This window comes from Aureimonas ureilytica DSM 18598 = NBRC 106430, assembly GCF_000382705.1.
GTDB lineage: Bacteria > Pseudomonadota > Alphaproteobacteria > Rhizobiales > Rhizobiaceae > Aureimonas > Aureimonas ureilytica.
Map to the genome: position 1 here is coordinate 254,804 of NZ_ARQE01000003.1, position 19,964 is coordinate 274,767.

General features: G+C 68.2%; 20 protein-coding genes. 3 read left to right on the forward strand and 17 right to left on the reverse strand.

Going from position 1 to position 19,964, the window contains the following annotated elements; genetic code table 11:
- Window positions 1-61 precede the first annotated feature (61 nt).
- A complete protein-coding gene (gene trxA, locus B146_RS0108385) occupies window positions 62-385 on the forward strand; it encodes a thioredoxin (protein ID WP_019995984.1) in 324 nt (107 codons plus the stop codon).
- A 91-nt stretch (window positions 386-476) separates the two neighbouring features.
- Here the strand turns inward: trxA and B146_RS0108390 are convergent, their stop codons facing one another.
- The 15 genes from B146_RS0108390 to polA form a co-directional block, all read right to left on the reverse strand.
- Entirely contained in the window at window positions 477-1,814 is a 1,338-nt protein-coding gene (locus B146_RS0108390) for a bifunctional folylpolyglutamate synthase/dihydrofolate synthase (RefSeq protein ID WP_019995985.1), read from the reverse strand.
- Between the two features lie 14 nt (window positions 1,815-1,828).
- Window positions 1,829-2,749 carry an acetyl-CoA carboxylase, carboxyltransferase subunit beta gene (gene accD / locus B146_RS0108395; protein ID WP_019995986.1) on the reverse strand — a complete coding sequence of 307 codons (921 nt, stop codon included), beginning with the start codon at window positions 2,747-2,749 and terminating at the stop codon, window positions 1,829-1,831.
- A gap of 68 nt (window positions 2,750-2,817) precedes the next feature.
- Entirely contained in the window at window positions 2,818-3,645 is an 828-nt protein-coding gene (trpA, locus tag B146_RS0108400; RefSeq protein ID WP_019995987.1) for a tryptophan synthase subunit alpha, read from the reverse strand.
- 37 nt (window positions 3,646-3,682) lie between these two features.
- Window positions 3,683-4,024, reverse strand: a complete 342-nt coding sequence (gene cutA / locus B146_RS0108405; protein ID WP_019995988.1) for a divalent-cation tolerance protein CutA — start codon at window positions 4,022-4,024, stop codon at window positions 3,683-3,685.
- Between the two features lies 1 nt (window position 4,025).
- Entirely contained in the window at window positions 4,026-4,475 is a 450-nt protein-coding gene (locus tag B146_RS25480; RefSeq protein ID WP_019995989.1) for a hypothetical protein, read from the reverse strand.
- Between the two features lie 5 nt (window positions 4,476-4,480).
- Entirely contained in the window at window positions 4,481-5,704 is a 1,224-nt protein-coding gene (trpB, locus tag B146_RS0108415; RefSeq protein WP_019995990.1) for a tryptophan synthase subunit beta, read from the reverse strand.
- The gene (locus tag B146_RS0108420) at window positions 5,701-6,387 is read right to left on the reverse strand and encodes a phosphoribosylanthranilate isomerase (RefSeq protein WP_019995991.1); all 687 of its coding nucleotides are present in this window, start codon (window positions 6,385-6,387) and stop codon (window positions 5,701-5,703) included. The genes trpB and B146_RS0108420 overlap by 4 nt, the downstream gene beginning before the upstream one ends.
- Window positions 6,388-6,492: 105 nt before the next feature.
- Window positions 6,493-7,275, reverse strand: a complete 783-nt coding sequence (locus tag B146_RS0108425; protein WP_019995992.1) for a M48 family metallopeptidase — start codon at window positions 7,273-7,275, stop codon at window positions 6,493-6,495.
- 168 nt (window positions 7,276-7,443) lie between these two features.
- Window positions 7,444-7,872, reverse strand: a complete 429-nt coding sequence (locus B146_RS0108430) for a DUF2852 domain-containing protein (protein ID WP_019995993.1) — start codon at window positions 7,870-7,872, stop codon at window positions 7,444-7,446.
- Window positions 7,873-7,995: 123 nt separating this feature from the next.
- On the reverse strand, window positions 7,996-9,486 hold the full coding sequence (locus B146_RS0108435) for a polyhydroxyalkanoate depolymerase (protein ID WP_019995994.1): 1,491 nt from the start codon (window positions 9,484-9,486) through the stop codon (window positions 7,996-7,998).
- A gap of 103 nt (window positions 9,487-9,589) precedes the next feature.
- Window positions 9,590-10,132, reverse strand: coding sequence for a hypothetical protein (locus B146_RS0108440; RefSeq protein WP_019995995.1), 543 nt, complete (start codon window positions 10,130-10,132; stop codon window positions 9,590-9,592).
- Window positions 10,129-10,422, reverse strand: a complete 294-nt coding sequence (locus tag B146_RS0108445; RefSeq protein WP_019995996.1) for a DUF1330 domain-containing protein — start codon at window positions 10,420-10,422, stop codon at window positions 10,129-10,131. The genes B146_RS0108440 and B146_RS0108445 overlap by 4 nt, the downstream gene beginning before the upstream one ends.
- A gap of 46 nt (window positions 10,423-10,468) precedes the next feature.
- Window positions 10,469-11,158, reverse strand: a complete 690-nt coding sequence (gene pyrF, locus B146_RS0108450; RefSeq protein ID WP_026358496.1) for an orotidine-5'-phosphate decarboxylase — start codon at window positions 11,156-11,158, stop codon at window positions 10,469-10,471.
- A gap of 17 nt (window positions 11,159-11,175) precedes the next feature.
- Window positions 11,176-12,396 carry a PAS domain-containing protein gene (locus B146_RS0108455; RefSeq protein WP_019995998.1) on the reverse strand — a complete coding sequence of 407 codons (1,221 nt, stop codon included), beginning with the start codon at window positions 12,394-12,396 and terminating at the stop codon, window positions 11,176-11,178.
- Between the two features lie 157 nt (window positions 12,397-12,553).
- On the reverse strand, window positions 12,554-15,478 hold the full coding sequence (gene polA / locus B146_RS0108460; RefSeq protein ID WP_019995999.1) for a DNA polymerase I: 2,925 nt from the start codon (window positions 15,476-15,478) through the stop codon (window positions 12,554-12,556).
- A 482-nt stretch (window positions 15,479-15,960) separates the two neighbouring features.
- Here polA and B146_RS0108465 point away from each other — a divergent pair, with 482 nt between their 5' ends.
- Window positions 15,961-17,361: a dipeptidase gene (locus tag B146_RS0108465; protein WP_019996000.1), complete on the forward strand. Its 1,401-nt coding sequence runs from the start codon at window positions 15,961-15,963 to the stop codon at window positions 17,359-17,361.
- A 22-nt stretch (window positions 17,362-17,383) separates the two neighbouring features.
- On the opposite strand, the gene B146_RS0108470 is transcribed toward B146_RS0108465, so the two are convergent.
- Both B146_RS0108470 and B146_RS0108475 read right to left on the reverse strand, forming a co-directional pair.
- On the reverse strand, window positions 17,384-17,731 hold the full coding sequence (locus B146_RS0108470) for an ArsC family reductase (protein WP_019996001.1): 348 nt from the start codon (window positions 17,729-17,731) through the stop codon (window positions 17,384-17,386).
- Between the two features lie 63 nt (window positions 17,732-17,794).
- Window positions 17,795-18,763, reverse strand: a complete 969-nt coding sequence (locus B146_RS0108475) for a Bug family tripartite tricarboxylate transporter substrate binding protein (RefSeq protein ID WP_019996002.1) — start codon at window positions 18,761-18,763, stop codon at window positions 17,795-17,797.
- Between the two features lie 241 nt (window positions 18,764-19,004).
- Between B146_RS0108475 and B146_RS0108480 the strand changes: the two genes are divergently transcribed.
- Window positions 19,005-19,838: a MipA/OmpV family protein gene (locus tag B146_RS0108480; protein ID WP_019996003.1), complete on the forward strand. Its 834-nt coding sequence runs from the start codon at window positions 19,005-19,007 to the stop codon at window positions 19,836-19,838.
- Window positions 19,839-19,964 lie beyond the last annotated feature (126 nt).

The following is a 19,964-nucleotide window of genomic DNA, read 5'->3' on the forward strand; positions in this document are numbered from 1 at the left end:
AGTCGCGTGTCTTCCCTTCCCGAGCCGGGCTTTGAACCCGGCTTCTCACCGGAGCCGACGCATGGCCACCAAGAAGACAGACAACAGCAATTTCCAGTCCGACGTGCTGCAGAACACGAAGCCCGTCGTGGTGGACTTCTGGGCCGAATGGTGCGGCCCGTGCAAGATGATCGCCCCGGCGCTGGAGGAAATCTCCGAGGAGATGGGCGCCGTCGACATCGTGAAGGTGAATATCGACGAGAACCCGGACCTCGCCGCGCAGTTCGGCGTGCGCTCGATCCCGACGCTCATGCTCTTCAAGAACGGCGAGCAGGCCTCGGTTCAGGTCGGCGCCGCGCCCAAATCCAAGCTCGTCGCCTGGATCAATTCCAACGTCGCCGCCTGATCGGCCTCGTCACCGACAGCGAAAAGCCCGCGCCTCGCGCGGGCTTTTTTGTTGGGCGGAACGCGTTTGTTCGACGGAACGCGAATGTCGTTCAGCGCGGAGCGAGGCCGCTGTCGCGCAGGACCTCGCCGACGAGATAGAGCGAGCCGCAGACGAGGAAGCGCGGCGCGGGGCTCGACTGCCAGCCCGTGGATACGAGCCGGATCGCCTCCTCCACGCTGTCGCAAGGCTCGGCTTCCAGCCCCGCCTCGATCGCGGCGTCCGCCAGATCCTCGGCCGACAAGCCGCTGTCGGAGGAACGGATCGGCACGGTGAAGACATGGCGCGCCATGCCGGCGAAGGCTTCGAAGAAGCCGACCGGCTCCTTGGTGGTGAGCATGCCCGCGATCAGGAAGAGCGGCCGCTGGACGCGGTCCTCCATGTCGGCGATGGCCTCGGCCACCACGACGCCGGCGCCCGGATTGTGCCCGCCATCCAGCCAAAGCTCCGAGCCGGGCACGCAGAGGTCGAAAAGCGGCCCGGAGGTGACGCGCTGGAGGCGGCCCGGCCATTCGACGCGCCCGAGCCCCGCCTCGATCGCGGCGGGCGACGGGTCGAAGCCGCCCGCGCGCAGCGCCGCGATGGCCGTCGCCGCATTACCGATCTGGTGCCGGCCGGGCAGACGCGGCATGGGCAGATCGAGAAGCCCGCGCTCGTCCTGATAGACGAAGCGCCCATGCTCCTCGAAGCCGAGAAAGTCCTGCCCGTAGACCCGCACCGGGGCGCCGGTGCGCGCGGCCTCGGCACAGAGAACGTCGAGCGCCCCGGCGCTGGTCTGTGGCCCGATCACGACCGGCGCGCCGCGCTTGAAGATGCCGGCCTTCTCGCCCGCGATCTTCTCCACCGTGTCGCCGAGAAAGCTTTGGTGGTCGAGCGAGATCGAGGTGACGACGCTGACCGCCGGCGGCCCGATCACATTGGTCGCGTCGAAGCGCCCGCCGAGCCCAACTTCCAGAAGCGTCGCGTCGGCGGGATGCTCGGCAAACAGGAGAAAGCCGACCGCCGTCAGAAGCTCGAACACGGTGATGGACTGGCCGCGATTGGCGTCGGCCACCCGGACGATCGCCTCGGCCAGCACCTCGTCGGAGACGAGTTCGCCGCGCCCGCCCGCCCGGCCGAGCCGATAGCGCTCGTGCCAGTCGACGAGATGGGGCGAGGTGTGGACATGCACCGCCTTGCCGTCCGCTTCCAGGATCGCGCGGCAGAAGGCCGTGGTGGAGCCCTTGCCGTTGGTTCCCGCGACATGGATCACCGGCGCGAGCCGATCCTGCGGCGAGCCGAGTTCGGCGAGCAGCCGGGACACCCGGTCGAGCTTCAGGTCGAAGCCCTTGGGATGAAGCTGGAGTAGCTTGCCGATTTCCTGGTCGGCAAGGCTGGGGGCGGATGTCACGGGCGCTCCGGGTGTCAGGCGGCGTCGGCGGCGGTGGGCGCCGCGTCGTCGTTTTCCGGCGGCGGCGGCAGGAGCGCGGCCGGCGTCTTGGTCAGCACCTTCAGGAGCTTCGCGATCGTGTTCTTCAGCTCGTGGCGGTGGACCACCATGTCCACCATGCCGTGCTCCATCAGATATTCGGAGCGCTGGAAGCCCTCGGGCAGCTTCTCGCGGATCGTCTGCTCGATGACGCGCGCGCCGGCAAAGCCGATCACCGCGCCGGGCTCGGCGATGTGAACGTCGCCGAGCATCGCGTAGGACGCGGTGACGCCGCCCGTCGTCGGGTTGGTGAGGACGACGATGTAGGGAAGGCCCGCTTCCTTCACCATGTCCACCGCGACCGTGGTGCGCGGCAGTTGCATGAGCGACAGGATGCCCTCCTGCATGCGCGCGCCGCCCGAGCCCGCGAAGAGAACCAGCGGGCGCTTGCGCTCCACGGCGGTCTCGGCGGCGGTGACGATCGCCTCGCCGGCGGCCATGCCGAGCGAGCCGCCCATGAAGGCGAAGTCCTGAACGGCGGCGACGATCGGCAGCGTCTCGATCTCGCCGGCGGCGACGAGCACGGAATCTTCCAGGCCCGTCTTGGTCTTGTATTCCTTCAGACGGTCCGTGTAGCGCTTGGAATCGCGGAACTTCAGCGGGTCGAGCGGCGCCTTCTCAAGCGCGATCTCCTCGAAAATGCCGCCGTCGAAGAAATGCGCGAGGCGGTCCCGCGCGCCGATCTTCATGTGGACGTTGGACGAGGGGATGACGAACTGGTTGGCTTCCAGATCCTTGTGGAAGACCATCTCGCCCGTTTCCGGGCATTTGATCCACAGGTTCTCCGGCACCTCGCGCGAGGGCTGGCCGAGAAGGCTGGTGAGCTTGGGGCGGACGTAGTTGGTGATCCAGTTCATGGGACCGATCCCTCGACGATGCTGCTCGCCCCGTGCGGAGCGCTGAAAGGGTGGAGATGGCGGCGCGCTCAGGCCGCCGCAAGCTTGAGATCGGCAAGACCCTCGGCCAGCTCGCGCACGAGCCCGCAGACCGCCTCGACCACCGCGTCCGTTCCGCGCTCGGCCGCGCCTTCCATGGCGGCGACCAGCGCCGAGCCGACCACGACGCCGTCCGCATGGCGGCCGATGGCGCGGGCCTGCTCGGCCGTGCGCACGCCGAAGCCGACGCAGACCGGCAGCGCGGTCTTGGCCTTGATGCGCTCGACGGCGGCGGCGACCGCCGTCGTGTCCGGCGCGGCCGCGCCGGTGATGCCGTTGACCGAGACGTAGTAGACGAAGCCCGACGTGTTCTTCAGAACCGCCGGCAGGCGCTTCTCGTCGGTCGTGGGCGTGGCCAGCCGCACGAAGTTCAGACCGCCCTCGATCGCCGGCAGGCACAATTCGCTGTCCATCTCGGGCGGCAGATCGACGACGATCAAGCCATCGACGCCCGCGGCCTTGGCGTCCGCCACGAAGCGCTCGACGCCGTAGATATAGACCGGGTTGAAATAGCCCATGAGAATGATCGGCGTCTGCGCGTCGCTTTCGCGAAAGGCGCGGACCGTGTCCAGCGTGCGGGCCAGGGTTTCGCCGGCTTCCAGCGCGCGCAGGCCGGCGCGCTGGATGGCCGGGCCGTCGGCCATCGGGTCGGAAAAGGGCATGCCGAGTTCGATGAGGTCCGCGCCGGCCGCCGGCAGCCCCTTCAGCACCGCCAGGGTCGTGTCCCCGTTCGGGTCGCCCGCCATGATGAAGGTGACGAGCGCCGGCCGTCCCTTGGCCTTCAGATCGGCAAAGCGCCTTTCGATGCGTGTCGTCATGGGAAAGCCTCGCGCCCGGTTCGTCATCCAGAATTCGTCAGGAGGATGCGATACAGGCGTCCGCGATCCATCTCAAGGTGGCCGCGTCGGCGAGAACCGGCGTGCCGAGGATCGCCGGCGTCTCGTAGGGGTGCAAGGCGCGCACCGCTTCGGCCACTGCATCGAAGAAGTCGGCCCGCGTCTTGACCACGAGCGGCACTTCCGCCGCCCGCTCGATCGCCCCGTTCCACCAGTAGCGGCTTTCGACCGGCGCGCCGATCCGGCAGCAGGCCGCGAGCCGCCGGCCGATCAGCGCATCGGCGATCTCGCGCGCCGTCGCCTCGTCCGGGCAGGTCACGTCGATCGAGATCGCCCGAACGTCGGTCGAGTTCGCCTGCATATCAGTACCAGCCTTCCGCAAGGGTCCGGGCCAGATAGTCGCCTTGGGTGCCACCATTCATCAGGGTCGCGACATAGGCGTCCCGCTCGAAGGCGATGGGCACCAGCTCCCAGACGCAGGCCATCAAGGGCCGATCGACCGACGTGAAGCGCGCCGTCTCGCCGCCATCGAGCGGCCGACGCCAGAGACGCTCCGCGAGAATGCCGCCCTCGATCCACCAATGGAGAAGCAGCCAGACGGCTTCTTCCCCTCGGTGCAGAATGGCGAAGCCCAAGCGCCCTTCGCCCGGAGAATGGTCCGCGAGGACCGCGTGCATCTCCTTCACGAGATCGGCGGGAAGCGCTCGGCCGTCGACGTCGATCCCGTAGAGTTTCAGCGCGGCCCCGGCCGGATGGCCGAGACCGAGCCGGGACACGTAGCGCGGTCGGTAGCGATCCGGGGCCGCGCTCATGCCCGTCAGATCTCCAGCCCCATGGACTTGGCGATCGTGTGGACGTCCTTGTCGCCGCGGCCCGACAGGCAGAGGACGATGGACTGGTCGGGGCGCATGGTGGGCGCGATCTTGGCGACATGGGCGAGGCCATGGGCCGATTCCAGCGCCGGGATGATGCCCTCCAGCCGGGTGCAGAGATGGAAGGCGTCCACCGCTTCCTTGTCCGTCACCGGCACGTAGGACACGCGGCCGGTGTCGCGCAGCCAGGCGTGTTCGGGGCCGACGCCCGGATAGTCGAGGCCGGCCGAGATGGAGTGGCCTTCGAGAATCTGGCCGTTCGCGTCCTGCAGGAGATAGGTGCGGTTGCCGTGGAGGACGCCCGGCCGCCCGCCGCTCATCGAGGCGGCATGGCCGTTCTCGACATCGATCCCGTGGCCGCCGGCTTCCGCCCCGTAGATCGCGACGGAAGGGTCGTCCAGGAAGGCGCGGAACATGCCGATGGCGTTGGAGCCGCCGCCGACGCAAGCGACCACGGCATCGGGCAGCGCGCCGGTCTCGTCCAGCATCTGCTGGCGCGTTTCGTCGCCGATGATCTGCTGGAAGTCGCGCACCATGGCCGGATAGGGATGCGGGCCGGCCGCCGTGCCGATCAGGTAGTAGGTGTCCTCGACATTGGTCACCCAGTCGCGCAGCGCCTCGTTCATGGCGTCCTTGAGCGTGCCGGCGCCCGCCGTCACGGCCCGCACCTCGGCGCCCAGCAACTTCATGCGGAAGACGTTGGGCTTCTGGCGCTCCACGTCCGTCGCGCCCATGAAGACGACGCAGGGCATGCCGAAGCGCGCGCAGACGGTCGCGGTGGCGACGCCATGCTGGCCCGCGCCCGTTTCGGCGATGATGCGCGTCTTGCCCATGCGCCGGGCGAGCAGGATTTGCCCGAGGCAATTGTTGATCTTGTGCGAGCCGGTGTGGTTCAGCTCCTCACGCTTGAAGTAGACGCGCGCGCCGCCGAACTCTTGGGTTAACCGCTCGGCGAAGTAGAGCGGGCTCGGGCGGCCGGTGTAGTGCGTCTGGAGATCGGCGAGCTCGGCGCGGAAATCCTCGTCGCCCTTGGCCGCCTTGTAGGCCGCTTCCAGATCCAGAATGATCGGCATCAGGGTTTCGGCGACGAAGCGTCCGCCGAACAGGCCGAAGCGGCCGTCGTCGTCGGGGCCGAGCTTGAAGGAATTGGGGATCGGGATCTCGGTCATGCGAAGCGTCGCTCAAGGCTGGAGGGAGCGTCGGCCGCCGAGGCGGCGTCGAGCGCGTCGAAGAAATGATGGATGAGGCCCGCGTCCTTGCGACCCGGCGCCGATTCGACGCCCGAGGAAACGTCGAGCCCCTGCGGGCGCACGCGGCGCACGGCATCGGCCACATTGGCGGCCGTCAGCCCGCCCGACAGGAGGAACCGGCGATCCTCGCCGAGCGCGTCGAGAAGGCTCCAGTCGAAGGACACGCCGTTGCCGCCGGGCAGAACCGAACCCTTGGGGCGCTTGGCGTCGAGAAGAAGCCGGTCGGCGACGGGGCGGAAGCGCGCGACGGCCTCCAGGTCCTCTCGCGTCGAGACGGAAATCGCCTTCATGACGGGAAGGCCGGTCAGCGCCGCGATCTCGGCGACGCGCGCGGGCGATTCCGCGCCGTGAAGCTGCAGCGTGTCGGGCCGCACGCGCGCGGCGATGCGCTCCAGCACCTCGTCGTCGGCATTGACGGTGACGACCGTGACGGCGGCGCGCCCCGCCACATGGGCGCGCAGGCGGATCATCGCCTCCAGCTCCAGATGGCGCGGGCTCGGGCCGAAATGGATGAAGCCAATTTCCGAGCCGCCGCGCCCGAGCACGGTGTCGATATCGGTCTCGGTCTTCAGTCCGCAGATTTTGATATGCGGTCGTGTCACTGATCCATCCCGGTTCGAACCGCCCGAAGCGGCTCGTCGCTCGAAGCTTTCATGAAGGATTTCTTATCGCCCCCGAATGCGGCGAGTGTAAAGCGCGGGCGGCGGTCAGGCCGCGTTTTGACATGGCTCAGCCGGCGAAAAGCGCCAGGCATGAAGGCTCGCCCCCTCGCGCCGCAGCCAGTCCCTCCCCGCGTCCATGCCGGGGCAGAGCTCGCGGCACAGCGCCCAGAAGCCCGGCCCATGGTTCATCTCCCGCAAATGCGCCATTTCATGCGCCACGAGATAGTCCAGCACGAAGGGCGGGGCCATGACGATGCGCCAGGAAAAGGACAGGCGCCGGTCCGCCGTGCAGGAGCCCCAGCGGCTCGTCGTGTCCTTGAGGGAGAGCGCGCGCGGGCGAAGGCCAAGCGCCATCGCATGGCGCTCGACGGCCGCTTCCAGATCGCGCCGCGCCTCGCGCTTCAGGGCGTCGGCGACGCGCCGCGCCGTATGCGCGGCCTCGCCGCCCACATGAAGTCGCCAGGGCTCGCCCTCGCCGGCCGGCGGGTCGAGCCGGGCGAGACGGCGCGCGGGATCGTGGCGCACGAGAAGCGAGCCGCCGCGAAACGGCAGAAAGGCGCCGTCCGCCACATGGGAGGGTGCCGGGCCGAGGCGCTCCTCCATCCAGCCGCGATGGCGCTCCAGAAAGTCGAGGATCGTGGCGCGCGCGGTGCGGCGCGGCACGGTGAGCCGAACCCCGCCCCCGCCGGGCGCGATGCGCAGGACGATGCGCCGGGCGGTCGGATGCTCGCGCACCTGAAGCGGCACGCGCCGCTCGTTGACGAGAAGCTCGTCCGGCAGCGCGGGCTTGCGGGCGGTTGGCAGGAGGCGTTTCAAAAAGGCCGGCATCCGGTCTCTTCGGGCGCTCAGTCCCGGTTCTGTTGCTCTGAAAGCCCCGTCGGGGCGGTCCGGCTCGTGTCATAGCGGGTTCGTCGCCGGCCCGGAAGCTCTGGGGATGGCGCACGAAAAAGCCGCCGGCAGAACCGGCGGCTCGTTGTGTCTGGCAAGGCGGGCGCGTCAGCCCTGAACGACGTCGGCGTCCACGGCGCCGGCGCGGCGGCCGCGCTGGCTCATGAAGCGGTCGAACTCCTCGCGGTCCTTGGCGCGGCGCAGCTCGCGAGCATAGGTCTCGAACTCGGCGCTGGCATTGTCGAGCCGGCGGCGTTCCTCGTCGAGGCGCTTCAGCTCGCCGTCGCGCCATTCGTCGAAGGCGAGATTGCCCGTGGCGCCGGCGCCGAAGGGCACCTTGGCGCCCGACCGGCGAAAGCCGTCCACGACGCGATCCGTGGCGCGGTTCACGTCGAAGCGGAAGGCCTCCAGCCGGTCGCCCCAGAGAATATAGGCAAGAACGGCGAGGCCGAGGGGCCAATAGGCCATGAAGCCCAGAACCATCAGCGCGATCGTCGCGGGGGTCCAGGCGGGGCGGATCAAGGCGTGAGACTTCATCTAGCGGTATCCATCAACCGAAAGCCCATGGGCAGCGGGCGGCGATCCCAGTCTCGAGATGGGATCGCCAACGGTCCGATTCAACGCCGCCGGTCAGGATTGCGAATCACCTGACCCAAACGCTCACCCCTTGCGCTTGACCTTGCGCAGGGCCTTCATCAGGCCGGATGCGCCTTTGGTGGTGCTCTCCTCGTCGGCCGTTCCATGCGGCAGGTCGAGTTCGGCCGCGCGCATCTCGGCCGCTTCGGCGGCTTCCTCGATCGGATCGGCGGGCGGCGCGAGGATCGCTTCCGCGATGGGGGTAGGTCCAGGCACGTCGTCGGTGGACGGCGCGGCCTCGGCGGATGCGGCAGGCGCAGGGGAGGCGCCGGCGCGGCGGGCGCGTGCTTCCAACCCGTGCGTCAGCGCGAAGTCCACGATGCGCGGGGCGATCTCGGCGCGGAAGCGCGAGCCGTTGAACACGCCGTAATGGCCGACCTTGGGCTGGAGATAGTGGACGCGCATGTCGTCGGGAATGTTGCGGCAGAGCGTCTGCGCGGCGCGGGTCTGGCCGACGCCGGAAATGTCGTCGTTCTCGCCTTCCACGGTGAGAAGCGCCGTCTTCGTGATCTTGCCCATGTCGAGCTTGAGCCCGCGATGGGTGATTTCGCCCCTCGGCAGCGAATGCTTGATGAAGACCTCTTCGACGGTCTGGAGATAGAACTCGGCCGTGAGGTCCATCACCGCGTTGTATTCGTCGTAGAAGGTGCGGTGCTTCTCGGCGCTGTCGCCGTCGTTCTTCACCAGATGCCAGTAGAAGTCCTTGTGGGCGATGAGGTGCCGGTCCAGATTCATCGACATGAAGCCGGTGAGCTGCAGGAAGCCCGGATAGACGTCGCGCATGAAGCCGGGATGCGGGAACGGCACCTTCATCACGACATTGTCGCGGAACCAGTCGATCCCCTTGGATTCGGCGAGCTTGTTGACCGCCGTCGGGTTGACGCGCGTGTCGATCGGACCGCCCATCAGCGTCATCGAGGCGGGGGCGGCGGCGTCCTCGTCATGGGCCATGCGCGCGGCGGCCATCATGACCGGCACGGCCGGTTGGCAGACGCCGATCACATGCGTGTCCGGCCCGAGGAAATGCAGCATCTCGATGACGTAGTCGACATAATCGTCGAGATCGAAGCGACCGGCCGCGAGCGGCACGAGGCGCGCGTCGATCCAGTCGGTGATGTAGATTTCGCCATAGGGCAGAAGCGCCTCGACCGTGCCGCGCAGGAGCGTGGCGTAATGGCCGGACATCGGCGCGACGATCAGGAAGCGCGGGTCGCGCTTGCGCTCGGGCGGCAGGGCGCGCTCGAAATGCACGAGATTGGCGAAGGGCTTGGCGAGAACCGTGCGGTCCACGACCGGCACGCGCAGTCCGTCCACCAGCGTGTCGTGGATCAGCCATTCCGGCTTGCCGTAGACGCGCGTCGTGCGCTCGAACAGTTCGGCCATGGCGGCGACCGTCCGGCCCATTTCCGTCTGCGACAGGGGGTTCAGCGGGTTCTGGTAGAAGGTGCGCGTCGCATCCGCCACCGCGCGGAAGGGAGCGAGAACGGCGTGGTTCCATTCGTAGAGTTCGTACAAGACGCGTCACTCCCTTATCCAGCGGACGGGCTGGGACCGAAGTCGGACCTCACCCTACGCCTGAATTGCAATCTTTTCCTTGCGTGCTCGTTCCCTGGCCCTTCTAAAGCCAGCGAACGAGGACGCAGCGTGCCTCAGGCGAGACGTCCGGCGGACATTCCGCCTCGAAGCGCTTGCGCAGGGCTGGCGTCCACCCGTCGGGCTCGACCACGAGAAACCTTTTCCGCCTAAAGAATGGCGCGGCTTCCGCTTTCGCGCAAGGAAGGCTGATCGCCAGCGCGCGGCAGAAGAACCAGCCGGCCCGCTCCGCGACCGCGCCGAGCAGCGCTCCGGCGACCTCCTCCGCGTCCGAGGAGGGATCGACGCGCAGCGCCCCGATCCAGAAACAGCCCTCGGCCCCCTCCCCGTCCGTCTCGGCGACGAGGCTGGACAAGGGCGCGGCGGCGGCAAAGCCGTTGACCCGCCCCGCCGCATCCTGCGCCACGAAGACCTCGTGCCGCAGGAGAAAGGGCGTCAGCTCGGCGGGCGAGCGCGGCGCGCCGTCGGCGGGGTCGCGCCATGCCTCGACCTCGATGCGGGCCAGAGCCGGCCCGTCGCCGGGCGCCATCCCGCGCAGCCGCAGCGGCGGCGCGGGGAAGGGGTTCAATCCCCCATCCCCTCGACGATCAGGATTTCGGCCGAGGACACGGTCTCGCGGATCGCCTTGGCGGCCTGATATTCGGCCGAGTTGTAGCAGGCGAGCGCCTCGTCCATGGAGGGGAACTCGATCACGACGTTGCGGGCGCGGGCCTGACCTTCCATCGGCTGAAACGGCCCGCCCCGCGCCAGGAACTTCGCGCCGTGGCGCTGCATCGCGGGCGCGGCGGTCGAGACATAGTCCTGGTAGCGTTCCGGGTCGCTCACATCCACATGGGCGATCCAATAGGCTTTCGGCATGGTCTGGCTCCTCCTTGAGGGGTGAACGCGCCGCCCGAACCCGGCGTCAGACGCCGCGCATGTCCGAAAGGATGGCCTGCGCGGCGGCGAGCGGATCGGGGGCGGCGACGATGGGACGGGCCACCACGAGATGCGAGGCGCCCGCGCGCAGGGCGTCGGCCGGCGTCACGACGCGCTTCTGATCTCCGGCGTCCGCCCCGGCCGGGCGGATGCCGGGCGTCACCACGGCCATGTCCGGCCCGGTGATGGCGCGGATCACCCGCGCTTCGGCCGCCGACGCGACGATGCCGCCGAGACCCGCCTCGCGCGCCTGGACCGTGCGCCGCGCCACCAAGTCTTCGAGGGGAATTTCGATGCCGGCTTCGCGCAGGTCGTCCTGCGTCAGCGAGGTCATGACCGTGACGCCGAGGACGCAGAGCGAGGAGCCCTTCGCGCCCCGCGCGGCGGCCCGCATGACCTGCGGATAGGCATGGACGGTGGTCATCGTCACGCCGATCGCGGCGATGGCCTCGACGCCCTTTTCCACCGTGTTGGCGATGTCGTTGAGCTTGAGGTCCAGGAAGACCTTCTTGCCCATGCGCACCAGCTCGCCCGCCAGGGGCAGGCCGCCCGAAAAGCCGAGCTGGTAGCCGATCTTGTAGAAGGAAACGGTGTCGCCGAGCGTTTCGATCAGCCGTTCGGCCTCGGCGCGGCCGGAGAGATCGAGACCGACGATCAGGCGATCGTCGGCGAGGATGGAAGGGGCGGTCGAAGTCAGGACGGGATCTCCCCTGGGATGTCGACGGTCACGGTGGTGCCGCTCGTGCGCGAACTCACATCGATTCGGGCATCGAGCCCGCGCACGAGGGATACCACGATTCGACCGCCGAGCCCGCCACCCTGATCGGCCTCGTCGGGCACCTCCTCGACATCCGTCGGCTTGGGCGCCAGCTGGCCGCCGCTCGCTTCCGCCAGGCTCGAGGCCACTTCGCGCGCCACGCCGCCATCGTCCGACAGGGCCACCGCGTCGCCGACGCGCTGCAGGCTGCCGGGCTTCTCGTTCTCGCCATAGGGCCAGTTCACGCTGGGCGGCAGGCCGACGCCGTCGTCGGTCACGGTGAGGCGGATCAGGCCGGAGGAGAGCATTTTCAGACGCGCCTCGACCAGCCCCTCGTCCCGCCCCTTGAAGGCGTGTTTCAGGGCGTTGGTCAGAAGCTCCGAAAACAGGAGGCCGACGCGCGCGGCGCGCTCCACGTCGATGTCGATCGCGTCGCAATCCACGTTCACGCGCACCGAGCGGCGGCCGTCGAGATAGCCGATCGTGGACGCGATGCGGCTGATATAGGCGCCGAGCGGAATGCGCTTGGAGCGGGTCGAGCCGACCCCCGCCTCGGTCATTTCCTGATACAGGAGCTGCAGGCTCTCGATGCGGCGCGCCAGCGTGTCGAAGGCCTCGCCGCTCGTGTGCACGCGCGACTGCATCCGGATCATGCCGATGATCATCGCGAGGTGGTTCTTCACCCGGTGCTGGATCTCGCCGAGCGAGGCGTCGGCCCGCGTCGGCCCCAGATCGACCTCCGCCGCATTGGCCTCCTGCCCCTGGGACAGGTCGCGCTGGACGCCGAGAAAGCACTGAAGCTGGCCGCTGGCATCGTAGAGCGGCGTGATCATCAGCTGGTTCACGAAGGACGTGCCGTCGGCGCGGTAGTTCAGGAGATCGACGCTGATGTCCTCTTCCTTGCGCAGGGCCTCGCCGATCCGGCGAACCGTGTTCGGATCGGTGTCCGGCCCCTGCAGGAAGCGGCAATTGCGCCCGACCACGGCCTCCACCGTGTAGCGGGAAATGCGCGCGAAGGCCTGATTGGCGTAGATGATCGGGTTGTCCGGCAGATGCGGGTTGGTCAAGACGAGCGCCAAGGGCAGCTTCGCAAGCGCCGCGGTCGTCATTCCATCGGGCATTCCCGAGGCCAGGGTGTCCGTGTCCGGTCGATGCATGCCTTATCCTTGCACGCTGCGATACCGAGCGCGCTCGATGTGATATCGCGACACCTAACAGATTCAAGGGCGGCCGGTTCCCATCCGGCCGACGGGACAGGGCTTTCGAACCGCTTGTGCCGTTATGTCGCTGCGCGGTCGCGGGCGCAACGGGAGGTCAATGGGCCTCGTCCCAATTGGCCGCGGCGCGCGCGTCCACGACGAGCGGAACGGCGAGATCCACCACCGGCTCGGCCGCGCCTTCCATGACGCGGCGCACCACCGGGATCGTCGCCTCCACCTCCTCGTCGGGCACTTCGAAGACGAGTTCGTCATGCACTTGCAGGAGCATGCGCGCCGACAGGCGCTCGGCCTTCAACGCATCTTCCATGCGCACCATGGCGCGGCGGATGATGTCGGCGGCCGAGCCCTGGATCGGCGCGTTGATGGCGGCGCGCTCGACGGCCGCGCGCACCTGCGGGTTGGAGGAGCGGATGTCGGGATAATGCGCGCGCCGGCCGAACAGCGTCTCGACATAGCCGGCCTCCTTCGCGAAGGCCTTCACGCGGTCCATGTAATCCCGGATGCCGGGGAAGCGCTCGAAATAGCGCTTGATATAGGAGGCCGCCTCGCCCTGCGGGATCGAGAGCTGGGCTGCGAGGCCGAAAGCCGAGATGCCGTAGACGATGCCGAAATTGATGGCCTTGGCGCGCCGCCGAACCTCGGAGGGCATGCCCTCCACCGGCACGCCGAACATCTCGGACGCCGTGGTGGCGTGAATGTCCTGCCCCTCCCGGAAGGCCTCCGTCAGCTGCGGAATGTCGGCCATGTGGGCGAGGAGGCGAAGCTCGATCTGCGAGTAGTCGGCAGAGAGAAGCTTGTGCCCATCGGGGGCGACGAAGGCGGTGCGGATTTCGCGCCCTTCCTGCGTGCGCACGGGAATGTTCTGAAGGTTCGGCTCCGAGGAGGACAGGCGCCCCGTCGTGGTCGAGGCCATGGAATAGGACGTGTGGATGCGCTCGTTCTCGTCCATGTAGGTCGGCAGCGCGTCCGTATAGGTGCCCTTGAGCTTGGTGATCTGGCGCCAGTCCACGATGCGGCGCGGCAGCTCGTGGCCTTGGGCGGCGAGGTCTTCCAGGAGGCGCGCGTCGGTCGCCCATTGGCCAGTCTTGGTCTTCTTGCCGCCGGGCAGGCCGAGCTTGCCGAAGAGCACCTCGCCGAGCTGCTTGGGGCTGCCGACATTGAAGGGCTCGCCGGCGAGAATGTGGATGTCGGCCTCCAGCCCCGCCGCCTTCTGCGCAAAGCGGCCCGAGAGACGCGAGAGGATCTGCCGGTCGGCGCGGATGCCGCGCTCTTCCATGCGGGCCAGCACGGGAACCAGCGGGCGCTCCAGCCGCTCGTAGACGGAGCTCATGCCCTCGGCCGCGAGGCGCGGCTTCAACACGCGCCACAGCCGCAGCGTCACGTCCGCATCCTCGGCGGCGTATTCGGTCACCTTGTCGATCGGGCAGGCGGCGATGGGCTTGGCGCCCTTTCCGGTGCCACATAGCTCCTTGTAGCTGATCGGCTTGTGGCCGAGGAAGCGCTCGGACAATTCGTCCATGCCGTGCCCTTCGAGCGAGGACGAGGCGTCGAGCGCGTAGGAGATCAGCATCGTGTCGTCCATCGGGGCGATGTCGATGCCGTGCCGAAGCATGACGAGATAATCGTATTTGGTGTTCTGGCCGATCTTCAGGATCGAGGGGTCGGTGAGCACCGGCTTCAGGAGGTCGAGCACGCGCCCGAGCGGCAGCTGAACGCCGACGCTCGTCGCCGCCTCGCCGCCGGACAGAAGATCGCCGCTCCCTTCCCCGACATGCGCGATCGGCACATAGGCCGCCTCGCCCGGCGCCACCGCGAAGCTGAGCCCCACGAGGTCCGCGCGCATCGCGTCGAGCGAATTGGTTTCGGTGTCGAAGGCGAGATGGCCGGTCTCGTAGGCCCGGGCGATCCAGGCCTCCAGACGCGCCTCGTCGCGGATCGTCTCGTAGCGCGAGCGATCCACCGGGGTGGATGAGGCTTCCGACAGGCGCGCGGCAGCCAGCGCGGCGGGCGTCAGCTCCAACGAGGCACCGCCCTCGCCGGCCGGCGCGGGCGCGCCGCCCGCATCGAGATCGGGGCCGCGCGGCGCGTCCGCCACCTTGATCGTCGCCGGCGCGACGTCGCCCGCTTCCGTGCCGAGCTTGGCCGCGACGCGCCGCGTCAGGGTCGTGAACTCCATCGCCTTCAGGAAGGCGACGAGCTTTTCGCCGTCCGGCTCGTGGATGAAGAGATCGTCGAGGGCCACGTCGAGCGGCGTATTCTGGTCGAGCGTCACGAGCTGCTTCGACAGGCGCGCCTGATCGGCATGGGCGAGAATGTTCTCGCGGCGCTTGGCCTGTTTGATCTCGCCCGCGCGCTCCAGCAGCGCTTCCAGCGTGCCGAAGGTCTCCAGAAGCTCGGCGGCGGTCTTCGGGCCGATGCCAGGCACGCCCGGCACGTTGTCCGACGTGTCGCCGACCAGCGCCTGAAGATCGATCATCTTCTCGGGATAGACGCCGAACTTCTCGCGCACCTCCTCGCGGCCGAGGCGCTTGTCCTTCATCTGGTCGTAGAGGATGACCCCCGGCCCGACGAGCTGCATCAGGTCCTTGTCGGAGGAGACGATCGTGACGTCGCCGCCCGCTTCCAGCGCAAGGCGCGTATAGGTCGCGATCAGGTCGTCCGCCTCGTAGCCTTCCTTTTCGACGCAGGGCAGGTCGAAGGCGCGCACCGCGTCGCGGATGACCGAGAATTGCGGGCGCAGGTCTTCGGGCGGCGCCGGCCGGTTCGCCTTGTAGCGATCGTAGAGCGCGTTGCGGAACGTCGTCGAGGAATGGTCGAAGATGACGGCGAAATGAGTCGGGCAGACGCCGACCGAGGTGTCGCGCGATTCCTCCACCAGCTTCCACAACATGTTGCAGAACCCCGACACGGCGCCGACGGGCAGCCCGTCGGACTTGCGCGTCAGCGGCGGCAGCGCATGATAGGCCCGGAAGATGTAAGCCGAACCGTCGACGAGGAAGAGGTGATCGCCCTTTTGCATGACAAGGGTGGTATCGCGCGCCGCGCGGCCTGTCCATCGGACGCGTCTGCGCCGCCAAAACCCTTGAGCGCCGGGTTTCACACGCGCGGCATCCACGAGGGCGAAACAATTACAAATGTTTAATCGCGCGATCACGGCTTCGTGATCGAACGGCCTTGAACGTAAAAGGTGGAAAGCGCATTTTATCAACAACGGCGCACGACAGCGCCGCTTTCGGCCCCAAAGCTCGTCCCCCGCTTTTGAGCCGAACAGAGAGCGGACCGTCCCTATCCCCCCTCTCGGGACCCCGCTCTATCAGAAGGAGCCGTCGCGACAACCCCCCTCCAGTCCGCGACGGCTCTTCTTCTGTTTCGGGGCGACCCGACCTTTCCTCGCTTCCGCCTCATCTGCCGTTTCACGGCGCTTTGCGTCCGACCTCGCGAGAGGCTATGCCCGTCCGATCCCGGCGGCGCGACGCGCCGTCACGATCAGCGGAGGGCCTCATGGCCGGTCTCGACAGCGTTCTCTCCTGTCTCGATCTCAATCTCGACCGCTCGGTGGATCGCCTGTTCGATCTCCTGCGCATTCCCTCGATCTCCACCGACCCGGCCTATGCGAGCGACTGCCGGCGCGCCGCCGAATGGCTCCAGAAGGATCTGGCGGCGATCGGCTTCGACGCCTCCGTGCGCGACACGGCCGGCCACCCGATGGTGGTCGCCCATCGCAAGGGGCCCGACGGCGCGCCCCATGTTCTCTTCTACGGCCATTACGACGTGCAGCCGGTCGATCCGCTGCCGCTCTGGGACAACGACCCGTTCGACCCCCGGCGCGTCACCATGCCGGACGGCAGCGAGCGCCTCACCGGGCGCGGCACGGCGGACGACAAGGGCCAGCTGATGACCTTCGTGGAGGCCTGCCGCGCCTTCATCGCCGAGACGGGCTCGCTGCCGGTCAGCGTCACGATCTTCCTCGAGGGCGAGGAAGAGTCCGGTTCGCCCTCGCTCCTGCCCTTCCTCGACGCCAACCGCGAGGAACTCTCGGCCGATGTCGCGCTCATCTGCGACACCAATATGTGGGACCGCGAAACGCCGGCGATCTCGACCGGCCTGCGCGGTCTCGTGGGCGAGCAGCTGACGATCCGAGCGGCCTCCATGGACCTCCATTCGGGCTATTTCGGCGGCGCGGCGGCCAACCCGATCCATGTGCTCGCCAGGATCCTGGCCGATCTCCACGACGCGGACGGGCGCGTGACGCTGCCGGGCTTCTATAACGGCGTGCCGGAACTGCCCGAGGAGGTCCGCGCCTCCTGGGCGACACTGCCTTTCTCCGAGAAGGAGTTCCTCGGCTCGGTCGGCCTGTCGGTTCCCTCGGGCGAAAAGGGCCGCTCGGTTCTGGAGCAGACGTGGTCGCGCCCCACGGCGGAGGTCAACGGCATCGAGGGCGGCTATACCGGCAAGGGCTTCAAGACCGTGATCGCGGCCGAGGCCCATGCCAAGGTCTCCTTCCGCCTCGTCTTCGATCAGGACCCGGCCAAGATCCGCGAGAGCTTCCGCGCCTTCGTGAGGGAGCGCCTGCCGGCGGATTGCACGGCCGAGTTCCACGAGCATGGCGGCTCGCCAGCGATCCAGCTGCCCTTCGATTCGCCGGTTCTGCGCACCGCGCGCGAAGCGCTCTCGGCCGAATGGCCGAAGCCCGCCGTGATGATCGGCATGGGCGGCTCGATCCCGGTGGTCGGCGAGTTCAAGCGCCGCCTCGGCATGCCCTCGCTGCTGATCGGCTTCGGCCTCGGCGACGACCGCATCCATTCGCCCAACGAGAAATACGAGATGAGCTCCTTCGCCAAGGGCCAGCGCTCCTGGGCGCGGGTGCTGGCGGCGCTCGGCGAAAAGAAGGGCGCCGCGTAACCCCGGCGCCCACGCGCCCGGTTCAGCCGAAGAACCGGGCGTAGTCCTCCGGCTTGAAGCCGACGAGAATATCCTCGCCGCGCTGCAAGACGGGGCGCTTGATCATCGAGGGCTGCGCCTTCATCAAGGCGATCGCCTTCTCGCGCGACAGGTCCGTCCGCTCGGCTTCCGGCAGCTTGCGGAAGGTCGTGCCAGCGCGGTTGAGGAGCTTTTCCCACCCCACCCGGTCGCACCAGTCTTCAAGCTGCGCCTCGCTCACGCCGTCCGTCTTGAAGTCGTGAAAGGCGTAGTCGACCCCTTCGGCCTCCAGCCAAAGGCGCGCCTTCTTCACCGTGTCGCAATTGCGGATGCCGTGGAGCGTGACCGTCATGTGTGTTCCCTTGGCCAGGCTGGGCGGCGCCGAATCGCCGCCCAGCCGCTTCGAGAACGGGCCTTACTCGATCCGCGCGCCGGACGCTTCGATCACCGGCTTCCAGCGGGCGATCTCGGTCTTGACGTGCTCGGCGAGCTTTTCGGGCGAGCCGCCGACTTCCGTCGCGCCGACCTCCACCAGACGCTTGGCCACGGTCTCGTCCTTCAGGGCCGCGTTGGCCGCTTCGTTGAGCTTGGCGACGACCTCCGGCGGCGTGCCGGCGGGCGCGAAGAGCGCGTTCCAGGTGTTGGTCTCGTAGCCGGGAACGCCCGCCTCTTCCATGGTCGGAATGTCCGGGAAGTTCGGGGCGCGGGTCTTGGTGGTGACGGCGAGCGCGCGCAGCGTGCCGGCGCGGATATGCTCGGTGGACGAGGGCAGATTGTCGAAATTGATCGGCACCGCGCCCGAGATCGCGTCCACCAGCGCCGGGCCGGAGCCCTGATAGGGCACGTGGACCATGTCGACGCCCGCCATGGTCTTGAACAGCTCGCCCGAAAGATGCAGCGGCGTGCCGTTGCCGGACGACGAATACAGCTCCTCGCCCGGCTTCTCCTTCAGCCGCGCGATCAGCTCCTTCACGTCCTTGGCCGGATAGTCCTTGTTGACGGTGAGGACGTTCGGCACCGTGACGAGCCAGGCGACGGGCGTGAAGTCCTTCACCGGATCGAAGGGCGGCTTGGCATAGAGCGAGGCCGACAGCGCGTGGGTCGCGATCGTGCCCATCAGGATCGTGTAGCCGTCGGGCGCGGCCTTGGCGACGAAGCTCGCGCCGAGATTGCCGCCCGCGCCGCCCTTGTTGTCGACGAGAACCTGCTGGCCGAGATGCGTGCTCATGGCCTGCGCCACGGTGCGCGCCACGAGATCGGTCGAGCCGCCTGCCGCGAAGGGCACGACGAGCGTGACGGGTTTGGTCGGGAAGTCCTGCGCCTTGGCCGGCGCGGACACGAAGGCAGCCGCGACGAGGGCCGCGACGACGACTTGAGCTTTCATGATGTCTCCCCTGCCCCGAGCCTCCCCGACCCGGGCTTCCGGCTGCGCAGCATGAACCGGGCCGGCGGGAGGGCAAGAGGCCGGCGCCTGGCACACGGAATCGTTACCCCCGAAGGATTGTGTCTTCGGGGTCACGACTGTTGCACGGAATCGACCGTGAAGCGCCAAGTCGGTTGAAAGCGGAGCCGCCGAGACGACAATAGGGGCAAGGCGGATCGATCCGCAGCCGGAGTTCCCTTTCGTGTTTCAGCGCCTCGCTTCCGCTCTTCTCGCCACCACGCTCGGCCTGTTCGCCTCGAGCGCCCTGGCGGCCGACTACGGCACGCCCGACACGACCGCTGTCGCCGTCGCCAACAATGCCGACCTCATCATCGAGCTGGGCGCGGGCGTGTCCACGCAGCCCGCCTATGAGGGCGCGAACAACTATATCGTCTCCGGTTTCCCGATCGTCTCGCTGCAATATCTGAACCTGCCGGGCCTGTTCGAGATCGGCTCGCCCGAGGAGTCGCGCGGCGGCTTCAGGCTGGCGCCGTCCTTCCGCTTCATCGACAAGCGCAACGCCGCCGACTATCCCGAACTCAGCGGCACCCGCGCGCTCGACGAGACCTACCAGCTCGGCCTTCGCGCCGGCTACGAGTTCCCGATCTACGAGACGTTCAACGCCGAGATCTACGGCGAAGCGCGCTACGCCTTCGGCGAGGCGGACGGGTTCGTCGGCAATGCCGGCGTCGATTTCATCTCGCGCCCGACGCAGGCCTGGGAGCTGAAGCTCGGCCCCACCACGAGCTTTGCCGACAACAACTACATGAGCACCTATTTCTCGGTGACGCCGATCGAGAGCCTCGCCTCGCGCGGTCGCCTTTCGGCCTACGAGGCCGATGGCGGCTTCAAGACCGTCGGCGTGCGCGGCTCGGCCCGCTACGAGTTCCGCCCCAACTGGTTCATCAACGCCAACGCCGCCTATGACCGCATGGTCGGCGACGCCAAGGATTCGCCGATCGTCAAGGTCGGCTCGGAAGACCAGTTCTTCGCCGGCATCGGCCTGTCGCACCGCTTCTCGCTCGACCTGTTCTAAGAGCCGAGCGTCGCTCCATCGTTCGAAGGCCCCGGCACGACCGGGGCCTTTTTCGTTGCCGGCCGGCGCGTGGGGGAAGAGCGGAGCTGCGTTTACGCCCCGGCAGTCTTCCTTAACGCCCCGTTA